The organism is Streptococcus mitis (assembly GCF_000722765.2).
GTDB classification, from domain to species: Bacteria; Bacillota; Bacilli; order Lactobacillales; family Streptococcaceae; genus Streptococcus; species Streptococcus mitis_AQ.
Window position 1 is genome coordinate 294,035 of sequence record NZ_CP028415.1, and the last position, 12,571, is coordinate 306,605.

Annotated in this window: 14 protein-coding genes; 12 read left to right on the forward strand and 2 right to left on the reverse strand. The window is 43.3% G+C overall.

Annotated features, from left to right (window positions below; translation table 11 throughout):
* Positions 1–10 precede the first annotated feature (10 nt).
* The 9 genes from rsmA to pflA all read left to right on the forward strand — a co-directional run bounded on the left by rsmA (position 11) and on the right by pflA (position 8,413).
* On the forward strand, positions 11–883 hold the full coding sequence (gene rsmA / locus SK637_RS01525; protein ID WP_001216838.1) for a 16S rRNA (adenine(1518)-N(6)/adenine(1519)-N(6))-dimethyltransferase RsmA: 873 nt from the start codon (positions 11–13) through the stop codon (positions 881–883).
* Position 884: 1 nt separating this feature from the next.
* Entirely contained in the window at positions 885–1,763 is an 879-nt protein-coding gene (gene rsgA / locus SK637_RS01530; protein ID WP_033688102.1) for a ribosome small subunit-dependent GTPase A, read from the forward strand.
* Between the two features lie 10 nt (positions 1,764–1,773).
* Complete coding sequence (gene rpe, locus SK637_RS01535; protein ID WP_033688103.1) at positions 1,774–2,430, forward strand: ribulose-phosphate 3-epimerase; 657 nt, start codon at positions 1,774–1,776, stop codon at positions 2,428–2,430.
* Complete coding sequence (locus SK637_RS01540) at positions 2,393–3,055, forward strand: thiamine diphosphokinase (RefSeq protein WP_033688104.1); 663 nt, start codon at positions 2,393–2,395, stop codon at positions 3,053–3,055. Before rpe ends, SK637_RS01540 begins: the two co-directional genes overlap by 38 nt.
* A gap of 1 nt (position 3,056) precedes the next feature.
* Positions 3,057–4,313 carry a DNA recombination protein RmuC gene (locus tag SK637_RS01545; RefSeq protein ID WP_033688105.1) on the forward strand — a complete coding sequence of 419 codons (1,257 nt, stop codon included), beginning with the start codon at positions 3,057–3,059 and terminating at the stop codon, positions 4,311–4,313.
* On the forward strand, positions 4,303–5,244 hold the full coding sequence (locus SK637_RS01550) for a 3'-5' exoribonuclease YhaM family protein (RefSeq protein WP_000703213.1): 942 nt from the start codon (positions 4,303–4,305) through the stop codon (positions 5,242–5,244). The genes SK637_RS01545 and SK637_RS01550 overlap by 11 nt, the downstream gene beginning before the upstream one ends.
* 104 nt (positions 5,245–5,348) lie before the next feature.
* Positions 5,349–6,176: a pur operon repressor gene (gene purR, locus SK637_RS01555; protein WP_004238844.1), complete on the forward strand. Its 828-nt coding sequence runs from the start codon at positions 5,349–5,351 to the stop codon at positions 6,174–6,176.
* A gap of 66 nt (positions 6,177–6,242) precedes the next feature.
* Complete coding sequence (locus SK637_RS01560) at positions 6,243–7,493, forward strand: diaminopimelate decarboxylase (RefSeq protein WP_033688106.1); 1,251 nt, start codon at positions 6,243–6,245, stop codon at positions 7,491–7,493.
* A 125-nt stretch (positions 7,494–7,618) separates the two neighbouring features.
* A complete protein-coding gene (gene pflA / locus SK637_RS01565) occupies positions 7,619–8,413 on the forward strand; it encodes a pyruvate formate-lyase-activating protein (RefSeq protein ID WP_033688107.1) in 795 nt (264 codons plus the stop codon).
* Positions 8,414–8,639: 226 nt separating this feature from the next.
* On the opposite strand, the gene yidC is transcribed toward pflA, so the two are convergent.
* Complete coding sequence (gene yidC / locus SK637_RS01570) at positions 8,640–9,566, reverse strand: membrane protein insertase YidC (RefSeq protein WP_033688109.1); 927 nt, start codon at positions 9,564–9,566, stop codon at positions 8,640–8,642.
* Between the two features lie 77 nt (positions 9,567–9,643).
* The gene (locus SK637_RS01575; protein WP_001174612.1) at positions 9,644–9,922 is read right to left on the reverse strand and encodes an acylphosphatase; all 279 of its coding nucleotides are present in this window, start codon (positions 9,920–9,922) and stop codon (positions 9,644–9,646) included.
* Between the two features lie 33 nt (positions 9,923–9,955).
* Between SK637_RS01575 and SK637_RS01580 the strand changes: the two genes are divergently transcribed.
* From SK637_RS01580 to asnA, 3 genes are all read left to right on the forward strand, one after another.
* Positions 9,956–10,696, forward strand: a complete 741-nt coding sequence (locus tag SK637_RS01580) for a TrmH family RNA methyltransferase (RefSeq protein WP_033688110.1) — start codon at positions 9,956–9,958, stop codon at positions 10,694–10,696.
* 54 nt (positions 10,697–10,750) lie between these two features.
* Positions 10,751–11,434 (forward strand): Bax inhibitor-1/YccA family protein, encoded by a 684-nt coding sequence (locus SK637_RS01585; RefSeq protein ID WP_033688112.1) that lies wholly within the window; start codon positions 10,751–10,753, stop codon positions 11,432–11,434.
* Between the two features lie 111 nt (positions 11,435–11,545).
* Entirely contained in the window at positions 11,546–12,538 is a 993-nt protein-coding gene (asnA, locus tag SK637_RS01595; RefSeq protein ID WP_033688114.1) for an aspartate--ammonia ligase, read from the forward strand.
* The last annotated feature ends 33 nt before the right edge of the window (positions 12,539–12,571 follow it).

Sequence of the window (12,571 nt, forward strand, 5' to 3'; positions counted from 1 at the left end):
AAGAGAATAGATGAGAATTGCAGATTATAGCGTGACCAAGGCAGTGCTGGAGCGTCACGGTTTTACTTTTAAAAAGTCCTTTGGGCAAAATTTCTTGACGGATACCAATATTTTACAAAAAATCGTGGATACGGCTGAGATTGATGATCAGGTTAATGTCATCGAAATCGGGCCAGGGATTGGTGCCTTGACGGAGTTTTTGGCTGAGCGTGCAGCAGAAGTCATGGCTTTTGAGATTGACCATCGTTTGGTGCCTATTTTGGCAGATACCTTGCGTGATTTTGACAATGTGACTGTAGTCAACGAGGACATTCTCAAGGTTGATTTGGCGCAACATATCCAGAATTTCAAAAATCCTGACCTGCCAATCAAGGTAGTGGCTAATTTGCCTTATTACATCACGACACCTATTCTCATGCACTTGATTGAGAGTGGCATTCCGTTTAGTGAGTTTGTCGTCATGATGCAAAAAGAAGTGGCGGATCGCATCTCCGCTCAACCTAATACCAAGGCTTATGGTAGCTTGTCGATTGCGGTGCAGTATTACATGACTGCCAAGGTTGCCTTTATCGTGCCTCGCACGGTCTTTGTGCCAGCGCCAAATGTGGATTCAGCCATCTTGAAAATGGTGCGTCGTCCAGAGCCAGCCGTAGCAGTGGAAGACGAGAACTTCTTCTTTAAGGTTTCTAAGGCTAGTTTCACCCATCGCCGCAAGACCTTATGGAATAACCTGACAGGTTACTTTGGCAAGACTGAGGAAGTTAAGGACAAGCTGACCAAGGCTTTGGACCAAGCAGGCTTGTCACCAAGTGTACGTGGTGAAGCTCTCAGCTTGGCAGAATTTGCCAGCCTAGCAGATGCACTTAAAGGGCAAGGACTCTAAGATGCAGGGACAAATCATTAAAGCCTTGGCTGGGTTCTACTATGTAGAGAGTGAGGGCCAAGTCTATCAAACACGAGCGCGTGGAAATTTCCGTAAAAAAGGTCATACCCCTTACGTTGGGGACTGGGTAGATTTCTCTGCCGAGGAAAATTCAGAGGGCTATATCCTCAAGATTCATGAACGGAAAAACAGTCTGGTCCGTCCGCCCATTGTCAATATTGACCAAGCTGTAGTAATCATGTCCGTCAAGGAACCTGATTTTAACAGCAATTTGTTGGATCGTTTCTTAGTTCTTTTGGAACACAAGGGTATTCATCCCATCGTCTATATTTCTAAGATGGACCTACTGGAAGATAGAGGGGAACTGGATTTTTATAAACAGACTTATGGTGACATCGGCTATGACTTTGTGACTAGTAAAGAGGAACTATTGCCTTTGTTAACAGGCAAGGTTACAGTCTTTATGGGACAGACAGGTGTTGGGAAATCAACTCTTCTCAATAAAATCGCACCAGATCTCAATCTTGAAACAGGAGAAATCTCAGACAGTCTGGGTCGTGGGCGTCACACCACTCGAGCTGTTAGTTTTTACAACCTCAATGGGGGTAAAATCGCAGACACACCAGGCTTTTCATCACTGGATTATGAAGTATCAACGGCTGAAGACCTCAATCAGGCATTTCCAGAGATTGCCACTATCAGTCGAGACTGCAAATTCCGCACTTGTACCCATACCCATGAGCCTTCTTGTGCGGTCAAGCCAGCTGTAGAAGAAGGTACCATTGCGCCCTTCCGTTTTGATAACTACCTGCAATTCCTTAGCGAAATTGAAAATCGTAGAGAAACCTACAAAAAAGTCAGCAAAAAAATTCCAAAATAAGGAGAAACCTATGTCTCAATACAAGATTGCTCCGTCAATTCTGGCAGCAGATTATGCCAACTTTGAACGTGAAATCAAACGTCTAGAAGCAACTGGGGCAGAATATGCCCATATCGATATTATGGATGGTCATTTTGTGCCACAAATCAGTTTTGGTGCGGGTGTGGTCGAGAGCCTTCGTCCTCATAGTAAAATGGTTTTCGATTGCCACTTGATGGTGTCAAACCCTGAGCATCATTTAGAAGATTTTGCGCGTGCAGGTGCAGATATCATCAGTATCCATGTAGAAGCAACACCCCATATCCATGGTGCCCTCCAAAAAATTCGTTCACTCGGTGTCAAGCCTTCAGTCGTTATCAATCCTGGTACGCCTGTTGAAGCTATCCAGCACGTCCTTCATCTAGTTGACCAAGTTTTAGTCATGACGGTTAATCCAGGTTTTGGTGGGCAAGCCTTTCTGCCAGAAACCATGGATAAAGTCCGTGAGTTGGTTGCACTTCGTGAGGAAAAAGGTTTGAACTTTGAAATCGAAGTGGATGGTGGGATTGATGATAAAACGATTGCTCAAGCTAAAGAAGCTGGTGCGACTGTTTTTGTAGCAGGTTCCTATGTCTTTAAGGGAGATGTCAATGAGCGAGTACAAACTCTCAGAAAACAACTGGACTAAGGTTGCCGTTTTTGCAGGCGGAGACCGTGGTCATTATCGGACGGACTTTGATGCTTTTGTTGGTGTGGATCGAGGCTCGCTCTGGGTCTTGGAAGAAGACTTGCCTCTTGCTCTAGCAGTTGGAGATTTTGATTCTGTGACGGAAGAAGAGCGACAGGTGATTCAAAAACGTGCCCAGCATTTTGTTCAAGCCCGACCAGAAAAAGATGATACAGATTTGGAATTGGCTCTCTTAACCATCTTTGAGCAAAATCCTCAGGCTGAGGTTACTATTTTCGGTGCTTTGGGAGGTCGTATTGACCATATGCTGGCTAACGTCTTTCTACCTAGCAATCCCAAGTTGGTACCTTATATGCGCCAGATAGCGATTGAGGATGGGCAAAATTTGATTGCCTATTGTCCAGAAGGGACCAGTCAGCTACATCCCCGTTCAGACTACGACTATCTTGCCTTTATGCCGGTTCGGGATAGCCAGCTGACTATTCTTGGTGCCAAGTATGAGTTGACAGAGGAAAATTTTTTCTTTAAAAAAGTGTACGCTTCTAACGAATATATAGATAGGGAAGTGTCGGTGACTTGCCCAGATGGCTATGTGGTCGTGCTGCATAGTAAGGACAGGAGGTAGGATGGAAAGTTTACTTGTTCTATTATTGATTGCCAACCTAGCTGGTATCTTTCTGATTTGGCAAAGGCAGGATAAGCAGGAAAAACATCTAAGTAAGAGCTTGGAGGATCAGGCAGATCACTTGTCAGACCAGTTGGATTACCGCTTTGAACAAGCAAGACAAGCCAGCCAGTTAGATCAAAAAGATTTGGAAGTGGCTGTCAGTGACCGTTTGCAAGAAGTGAGAATCGAATTGCATCAAGGCCTGACTCAAGTTCGTCAAGAAATGACAGATAATCTCCTCCAAACCAGAGATAAGACCGACCAACGCCTTCAAGCCTTGCAGGAATCAAATGAGCAACGCTTGGAACAAATGCGTCAGACGGTCGAGGAAAAGTTAGAAAAGACCTTGCAAACACGCTTGCAGGCTTCCTTTGAGACAGTTTCCAAACAACTGGAGTCTGTCAATCGAGGCCTTGGAGAAATGCAGACGGTGGCTCGCGATGTCGGTGCTCTCAACAAGGTTCTCTCTGGAACCAAAACACGAGGGATTCTGGGAGAATTGCAACTGGGGCAAATCATCGAAGACATCATGACTCCTGCCCAGTACGAAAGAGAATACACAACGGTTGAAAACTCCAGTGAACGAGTGGAGTATGCCATCAAGTTACCTGGACAGGGAGACCAGGAATACGTTTATCTACCGATTGACTCCAAGTTTCCACTGGCAGATTATTATCGCCTAGAAGAAGCCTATGAAGCAGGTGACAAGGATGAAATCGAACGCTGTCGTAAGTCACTCCTAGCAAGTGTCAAGCGCTTTGCCAAGGATATCAAGAGCAAGTACATAGCACCGCCTCGGACTACCAATTTTGGAGTTTTATTTGTCCCTACCGAAGGTCTCTACTCAGAAATTGTCCGTAATCCTGTCTTCTTTGATGATTTGAGACGGGAGGAACAGATTATTGTCGCAGGTCCAAGTACCCTATCAGCCCTGCTTAACTCTCTATCAGTTGGCTTCAAGACTCTCAATATCCAAAAGAGTGCCGACCATATTAGCAAGACTCTTGCCAGTGTCAAGACTGAATTTGGCAAGTTTGGTGGCATTCTGGTCAAGGCACAAAAACACCTCCAACATGCCTCTGGCAATATTGATGAACTATTAAACCGTCGTACCACAGCTATCGAGCGGACGCTCCGTCACATTGAGTTGTCAGAAGGTGAGCCTGCGCTTGATCTACTCCATTTCCAAGAAAATGAGGAAGAATATGAAGATTAGTCACATGAAAAAAGATGAGCTGTTTGAAGGCTTTTACCTAATCAAGTCAGCTGACCTGAGACAAACTCGCGCTGGGAAAAACTACCTAGCTTTTACCTTCCAAGATGATAGTGGCGAGATTGAAGGGAAACTCTGGGATGCCCAACCTCATAACGTTGAGGCCTATACTGCAGGTAAGGTTGTCCACATGAAAGGACGCCGAGAAGTTTATAACAACACCCCTCAAGTCAATCAAATTACCCTTCGCCTGCCTCAACCTGGTGAACCCAATGACCCAGCTGATTTCAAGGTCAAGTCGCCAGTTGATGTCAAGGAAATCCGTGACTACATGTCGCAAATGATTTTTAAAATTGAAAATCCTGTCTGGCAACGAATTGTCCGAAAGCTCTACACCAAGTATGATAAGGAATTCTACTCCTATCCAGCTGCCAAGACTAATCACCATGCCTTTGAAACGGGTTTGGCCTATCATACGGCGACCATGGTGCGTTTGGCAGATGCTATTAGCGAAGTTTATCCTCAGCTCAATAAGAGCCTGCTCTATGCGGGGATTATGCTGCATGACTTAGCTAAAGTCATTGAGTTGACGGGACCAGATCAGACCGAATACACAGTTAGAGGCAATCTCCTTGGGCATATTGCTCTAATTGATAGCGAAATTACCAAGACAGTTATGGAACTCGGTATCGATGATACCAAGGAAGAAGTCGTTCTGCTTCGTCACGTCATCCTTAGTCACCACGGCTTGCTTGAGTATGGAAGTCCAGTCCGTCCACGCATTATGGAAGCAGAGATTATCCATATGATTGATAATCTGGATGCAAGCATGATGATGATGTCAACAGCTCTGGCTTTGGTGGATAAAGGAGAGATGACCAATAAAATCTTCGCTATGGACAATCGTTCCTTCTATAAACCAGATTTAGATTAATAATTTAAGAAAAACGAGCATTTTTAGGATAAGAATGTTCGTTTTTTTATGTGAATATGGTATAATAGATAAAATATCAAAATTAAATGAAGTGGGAAATAGAAATGAAATTAAGAAGAAGTGATCGGATGGTTGTTATTTCCAACTATTTGATTAATAATCCTTATAAACTAACTAGTCTCAATACTTTTGCTGAAAAGTATGAATCTGCTAAATCATCCATCTCAGAGGATATCGTCATTATCAAACGTGCCTTTGAGGAAATTGAAATCGGTCATATCCAGACAGTAACTGGTGCTGGTGGTGGTGTCATTTTCACACCATCAATCTCAAGCCATGATGCCAAGGAAATGGTTGAGGACTTGCGTGCCAAGTTGTCAGAAAGTGACCGTATCTTGCCAGGTGGCTATATCTACCTGTCTGATTTGCTTAGCACACCAGCTATCTTGAAAAATATTGGACGCATTATTGCCAAGAGCTTTATGGACCAAAAAATCGACGCGGTTATGACCGTAGCGACTAAGGGTGTTCCACTTGCAAATGCAGTTGCCAATGTCCTCAATGTTCCTTTTGTTATTGTGCGCCGCGACCTGAAAATTACCGAAGGTTCAACTGTCAGCGTCAACTATGTATCCGGTTCAAGTGGTGACCGTATCGAGAAAATGTTCCTTTCAAAACGCAGTCTCAAGGCTGGCAGCCGTGTCTTGATTGTGGATGACTTCTTGAAAGGTGGCGGAACTGTCAACGGGATGATCAGTCTCTTGCGTGAGTTTGATTCAGAATTGGCAGGTGTAGCGGTCTTTGCGGATAATGCTCAAGAAGAACGCGAAAAGCAGTTTGACTACAAGTCACTCTTGAAAGTAACCAATATTGATGTCAAGAACCAAGCCATCGATGTTGAGGTTGGCAATATCTTTGACGAAGATAAATAAGAGATAGAACTAAAGGTTGGAACGATTGTCCCAGCCTTTCTTTGCAAATAGAATAGAAGGAAACTTATGAAGACACCATTTATCAATAAAGAAGACTTAGAAGCGATTGTTGCCGAGTTCCCGACTCCCTTTCACTTGTATGATGAGAAGGGAATTCGTGAGAAGGCAAGAGCCGTCAACCAAGCCTTTTCGTGGAACAAGGGCTTTAAGGAATATTTTGCAGTGAAGGCTACTCCAACCCCAGCTATTTTGAAAATTCTCCAAGAGGAAGGTTGCGGTGTGGACTGCTCTAGTTATGTGGAGCTTTTGATGAGTCATAAATTGAATTTCCCTGGTTCTGAGATCATGTTCTCTTCTAACAACACGCCAGACAAGGAATACGCCTATGCACGTGAATTGGGTGCGACCATTAACTTGGATGCCTTTGAAGATATTGAACATCTAGAGCGTGCAGCAGGCATTCCAGAAATTATCTCTTGTCGTTACAATCCTGGAGGCGTTTTTGAACTAGGGACAGACATTATGGACAATCCTGGAGAAGCCAAGTTTGGCATGACCAAGGACCAGCTATTTGAAGCTTTTGCCATTTTGAAGGAAAAAGGAACCAAGACTTTTGGGATTCACTCCTTCCTAGCGTCCAATACCGTGACCCATCTCTATTATCCAGAGTTGGCGCGTCAGCTTTTTGAATTGGCTGTTGAAATCAAGGAAAAGTTGGGCATTTCGCTAGACTTTATCAATCTTTCTGGCGGTATTGGTGTCAATTATCGTCCTGAGCAGGAACCAAATGATATTGCCTTGATTGGTGAGGGAGTTCGTAAGGTGTATGAAGAGGTTCTTACGCCAGCAGGTCTTGGTCAGGTTAAGATTTTCACCGAATTGGGTCGCTTTATGTTAGCTCCTCATGGGGCTCTAGTCACAAGAGTCACTCATAAGAAGAAAACCTACCGTACCTATCTAGGTGTGGATGCATCAGCAGTCAATCTCATGCGTCCAGCCATGTATGGAGCCTACCACCATATTACTAACGTAACCCATCCAGATGGACCAGCTGAAGTGGTAGATGTGGTAGGATCTCTCTGCGAAAATAATGATAAATTTGCAGTGAATCGCGAACTGCCTCATACAGAAATAGGTGATTTGCTAGTCATTCATGATACAGGTGCTCACGGTTTTTCAATGGGCTACCAGTACAATGCCAAACTTCGCTCTGCGGAAATCCTTTATACTGAAGAAGGCAAAGCCCGTCAAATCCGCCGTGCAGAGCGCCCTGAGGACTATTTTGCAACCTTGTATGGTTTTGATTTTGAAGAATAAAATGATAATTAATTGAAAATGAAATTGAAAAACAGATTGCTTTCTAAAAAATAGGCAAAAATCTTGTTTTTCCTTCAAGTCGTGATATAATAAAACTATAAAACGTTTTCAAGGAAGGTAACGATATGTCTGAAGAAATAATTGATTATGGACAAGTGACAGGAATGGTGCATTCGACAGAAAGTTTTGGGGCGGTAGATGGCCCTGGTATTCGCTTTATTGTCTTTTTGCAGGGCTGTCACATGCGTTGCCAGTATTGCCATAACCCGGATACTTGGGCTATGGAGTCTAATAAATCACGTGAACGGACGGTAGATGATGTCTTGACAGAGGCCTTACGTTACCGCGGTTTCTGGGGAGACAAGGGAGGAATCACTGTCAGTGGGGGAGAAGCCCTCTTGCAGATTGATTTCTTGATTGCACTATTTACCAAGGCCAAGGAAAAAGGAATTCACTGTACCTTGGATACCTGTGCACTGCCTTTCCGTAATAAACCCCGTTACCTTGAGAAGTTTGACAAGCTCATGGCTGTCACTGACTTGGTTCTCTTGGATATCAAGGAAATCGACGAAGAACAGCACAAAATTGTTACTAGCCAAACCAATAAAAATATCTTGGCCTGTGCCCAGTATCTATCAGATATTGGAAAACCTGTCTGGATTCGCCATGTGCTAGTTCCGGGATTGACAGATAGAGATGATGACTTGATTGAACTTGGTAAGTTCGTCAAGACCCTCAAAAATGTTGATAAGTTTGAAATTCTACCTTATCACACCATGGGTGAGTTCAAGTGGCGTGAATTGGGAATCCCATATTCACTCGAAGGGGTCAAACCACCAACAGCAGACCGCGTTAAGAACGCTAAAAAACTCATGGATACCGAAAGTTACCAAGACTATATGAAACGTGTACATGGATAAAAAAGAAGCCTGATGGAAACATCGGGCTTTTGATACTCAATGAAAATCAAAGAGCAGACTAGGAAGCTTGCCGCAGGCTGCTCAAAACATAGTTTTGAGGTTGTGGATAGAACTGACGAAGTCAGTAACATATATACGGCAAGGCGAAGCTGACGTGGTTTGAAGAGATTTTCGAAGAGTATGACTTGCAAAAAAGACTTAGCAAACTAGCTAAGCCTTTTTCTTCTTATCTCGAACGTTGTTTTCCAGCGTTGCGATTTTTGTGTTTTTTCTTGCTTGTGATAGCAGTTGGTTGTTCAGGGGTAACGTCTTTTCGTCCACTTGGTGTAGAGAAAGAACTTGCTTTTGGTGGGTTCTTTGCCAGTTCTTCACGGACTTTTTTGCGAAGTTTTGGACGAACGATATAGTTGACGATAAACTGTTGGAGAATCATCATGAAACCACCAACAACCCAGTAAAGTGTGACACTAGCTGGTGAGAATAGGGAGAAGACGACAATCATGAGTGGGCTCATGTAAATCATTTTCTTGATTTGTTCTCTTTGCATTTCATCTTCTACTCCGTGAAGTGAAAGGAGCGATTGAAGATAATAAAGGACACCAGCGCAGGCAACCAAAATCATACTTGGAGAACCTAGAGGAATGCCTAGGTAGCTTGCTTGAGCAACCCCTTCAGTATGTTGGGCAGCAAAGTAGATAGCAGAGAAGAAAGGCATTTGAAGGAGGATAGGGAAACATCCTACACCACCAAACATGCTGATGCCGTGCTCTTTTTGAGCGGCAAAGAGGGCTTGTTGAGCTTCAAGTTTTTCTTCTTGAGTTGTTGCTTCCTTGAGACGAGTTTGATGTGGTTCAAGGACGTGCTTGAGGGCGTTCATCTTTTCAGAGTGAAGCGTTGCCTTCCATGATTGATAGATACCAAGTGGCAAGATAATCAAGCGCACGATAATGGTTACGATAATGATAGCCATACCAAATCCTAGACCTTTATCAGTAGCGAAGTACTTGATAGCTTCAGCCATAGGCGCTCCGATAGTATTCCAAATCAATCCTGTGGGTTGTCCTGTGGCTTTATCGACATTGACACAGCCAGTTAAGACTAGCAACATAGCCACTCCCATAGCTGAGAGTGCAAAACGTTTAATAGATTTCACTGTTTTTATTCCTTCTTTAAAAATTATACCTTTCTATTCTACTGTTTTTTTACAAAATATACAATAGTTCTAGAGACCTAATTTGCGATTTTAAAGTCAGGGTAGGGAGGAAAGTTGCTCAGTTTGACATCTAAGTAGCTGACTTTTGAAAAAGGTGTCGGTCCTTTGCGGATTTCTTGGATAAATTTTGCCATGATAGCAGATGAGTCTGCTTGGGCTAAGATTTCCACTGTGCCATCGTCGTTATTCCATACCCGACCTGTGATGCCACCAATTTCAAGTGCCAGGCTGTAAACACCCCAACGAAATCCGACTCCTTGTACCCTACCTTGGGCAATCATTCTAACCTTTTGCATACCAAACCCCTTTGATTGTGTTATAATATTTCTATGACTATTATAACCTCAAAAGCCAATTCTGTGGTAAAAAATGCCAAGAAATTACACCAAAAAAAATACCGCAAGTCTGCTTATTTGATTGAAGGCTGGCACTTGTTTGAAGAAGCTGTTCAAGCTGGAGTGACGATTGAAAAAATCTTTGCCCTAGAAAATTACCGAGATCAGTTAGCCTCGTTTCCGCAAACTGTCTGGGTTTCAGAGGATATTTTGCTAGATTTGGCGGATTCTCAGACTCCACAGGGCATTGTTGCGGTGGTTCAAAAAGAAGAAGTAGGACAAGCTGATCTGAGTCAGGGCAAGTTCTTATTTTTGGAAGATGTACAAGATCCTGGTAATGTGGGAACTATCATTCGGACTGCGGATGCAGCAGGTTTTACTGGAGTGATTGTTTCAGAAAAGTCGGCAGATATCTACAGTCTCAAGACCTTACGTTCCATGCAAGGCAGTCATTTTCATCTGCCTATTTACCGAATGTCTAGTCAAAGGCTTCTCGAGGAAGCTAAGGAAGCAGCTATCCCAGTGCTGGCAACAACCCTATCTAAAGATTCTGTTGATTACAGAGAACTGCCTCCTATAGAAAATTTTGTACTAGTCATGGGAAATGAGGGTCAAGGAATTAGTCCCCTCATGGTTGAAAGTGCAGACCAGTTGGTCCATATTAGCATGAAGGGGCAGGCGGAAAGTTTGAATGTTGCAGTTGCGGCCGGTATTTTGATTTTCCATTTAAGCTAATTTTAACTTTCTTTGTTATAATCAAGGAAAGATGTTCATAGAAAAGGAGAAAAGATGAATCACACTATTATTCAAGACCGCGCAGGTCTCAATCAATTTTACGCTAAGGTTTATGCCTTTGTTGGTCTGGGAATTGGACTATCTGCTTTGGTATCAGGCCTTATGTTGACGGTCTTTCAGTCTCAGTTGGTTTACTTTTTGATGCAGGGGCGTCTCTGGTTGACCATTGCTACTTTTGCGGAGCTAGCCTTGGTTTTCGTTGCCAGCAGTATGGCTTCAAAGAATAGTCCAGCGGCTCTTCCAGTATTTTTACTTTACTCAGTATTAAACGGCTTTACCCTCAGTTTTGTGGTGGCCTTCTATACTCCAGGTACCGTTTTATCTGCCTTTGTATCGAGCGCCCTTCTCTTCTTTGTCATGGCGGCAGTTGGTATCTTCACCAAGAAAGATTTGAGTGGCCTTGGTCGGGCTATGATGGCGGCTCTTATCGGTTTGCTGATTGCCATGGTAGTTAATATTTTCTTGGCTAGCGGTTTCTTTGATTATATGATTAGCGTAGCCATGGTCTTGGTCTTCTCTGGGCTGATTGCTTGGGACAACCAAAGAATTCGTCTCGCTTATGAACAATCACAAGGCCGTGTAGCGACAGGTTGGGTTGTATCAATGGCTCTCAGTATCTATCTTGATTTTATCAATCTCTTCCTAAGTATTCTACGTATCTTTGGTCGTAATGACTAGAAGGTCTATGAAATCAGTGTTTTGAGTGACACTGATTTTTTTAAATTTTCTCTTTTCTTTTTTGGGAAATAGGTGTATAATGCTTTTAATTAAATTTTTGAGGAGTAGCCTATGAAGAAAAGTTTTATCCATCAACAAGAAGAAATTTCCTTTGTTAAAAACACTTTTACCCAGTATTTGAAAGATAAGCTAGAAGTTGTCGAAGTTCAAGGTCCTATCTTGAGCAAGGTCGGTGACGGGATGCAGGACAACTTATCTGGTGTGGAAAATCCAGTATCTGTCAAGGTTTTGCAGATTCCTGATGAAACTTATGAAGTGGTGCATTCGCTTGCTAAATGGAAACGCCACACTTTGGCTCGTTTTGGTTTCGGTGAGGGTGAGGGTCTCTTCGTCCACATGAAGGCCCTTCGTCCAGACGAAGACTCGCTGGATGCAACCCACTCTGTCTTTGTGGATCAGTGGGACTGGGAAAAGGTCATTCCAAATGGACAACGTAATATTGCCTATCTAAAAGAAACAGTTGAGAAGATTTATAAGGCTATTCGCCTGACGGAGCTAGCTGTTGAAGCTCGCTATGATATCGAATCTGTCTTGCCAAAACAAATCACTTTTATTCATACAGAAGAGTTGGTAGAACGCTATCCAGACTTGACTCCGAAAGAACGTGAAAATGCAATCTGTAAAGAATTTGGCGCTGTCTTCTTGATTGGTATCGGTGGTGAATTACCAGACGGTAAACCGCACGATGGACGTGCGCCAGACTATGATGACTGGACAAGTGAGTCTGAAAATGGCTACAAGGGTCTAAATGGCGATATTCTTGTCTGGAATGAATCTTTAGGTGGGGCCTTTGAGTTGTCTTCTATGGGAATCCGTGTAGATGAAGAAACGCTTCGCCGTCAGGTTGCCATCACAGGTGATGAAGACCGTTTAGAATTGGAATGGCACAAGGCTTTGTTGAACGGTCTATTCCCATTGACAATCGGTGGAGGAATTGGACAATCTCGTATGGCTATGTTCCTACTTCGCAAGAAACATATCGGAGAAGTGCAAACAAGTGTTTGGCCTCAAGAAGTCCGCGATACTTACGAAAATATTTTGTAGAGAATCGAACCGCAAGGTTCGGTTTTCTTTCTC

Excerpts from the sequence above, each read along its gene's own strand:
- rsmA (WP_001216838.1), top strand. The coding sequence starts at position 11 with ATGAGAATTGCAGATTATAGCGTGACCAAGGCAGTGCTGGAGCGTCAC.
- rsgA (WP_033688102.1), top strand. The coding sequence starts at position 885 with ATGCAGGGACAAATCATTAAAGCCTTGGCTGGGTTCTACTATGTAGAG.
- rpe (WP_033688103.1), top strand. The coding sequence starts at position 1,774 with ATGTCTCAATACAAGATTGCTCCGTCAATTCTGGCAGCAGATTATGCC.
- SK637_RS01540 (WP_033688104.1), top strand. The coding sequence starts at position 2,393 with ATGAGCGAGTACAAACTCTCAGAAAACAACTGGACTAAGGTTGCCGTT.
- SK637_RS01545 (WP_033688105.1), top strand. The coding sequence starts at position 3,057 with ATGGAAAGTTTACTTGTTCTATTATTGATTGCCAACCTAGCTGGTATC.
- SK637_RS01550 (WP_000703213.1), top strand. The coding sequence starts at position 4,303 with ATGAAGATTAGTCACATGAAAAAAGATGAGCTGTTTGAAGGCTTTTAC.
- purR (WP_004238844.1), top strand. The coding sequence starts at position 5,349 with ATGAAATTAAGAAGAAGTGATCGGATGGTTGTTATTTCCAACTATTTG.
- SK637_RS01560 (WP_033688106.1), top strand. The coding sequence starts at position 6,243 with ATGAAGACACCATTTATCAATAAAGAAGACTTAGAAGCGATTGTTGCC.
- pflA (WP_033688107.1), top strand. The coding sequence starts at position 7,619 with ATGTCTGAAGAAATAATTGATTATGGACAAGTGACAGGAATGGTGCAT.
- SK637_RS01575 (WP_001174612.1), bottom strand. The coding sequence starts at position 9,922 with ATGCAAAAGGTTAGAATGATTGCCCAAGGTAGGGTACAAGGAGTCGGA.
- SK637_RS01580 (WP_033688110.1), top strand. The coding sequence starts at position 9,956 with ATGACTATTATAACCTCAAAAGCCAATTCTGTGGTAAAAAATGCCAAG.
- SK637_RS01585 (WP_033688112.1), top strand. The coding sequence starts at position 10,751 with ATGAATCACACTATTATTCAAGACCGCGCAGGTCTCAATCAATTTTAC.
- asnA (WP_033688114.1), top strand. The coding sequence starts at position 11,546 with ATGAAGAAAAGTTTTATCCATCAACAAGAAGAAATTTCCTTTGTTAAA.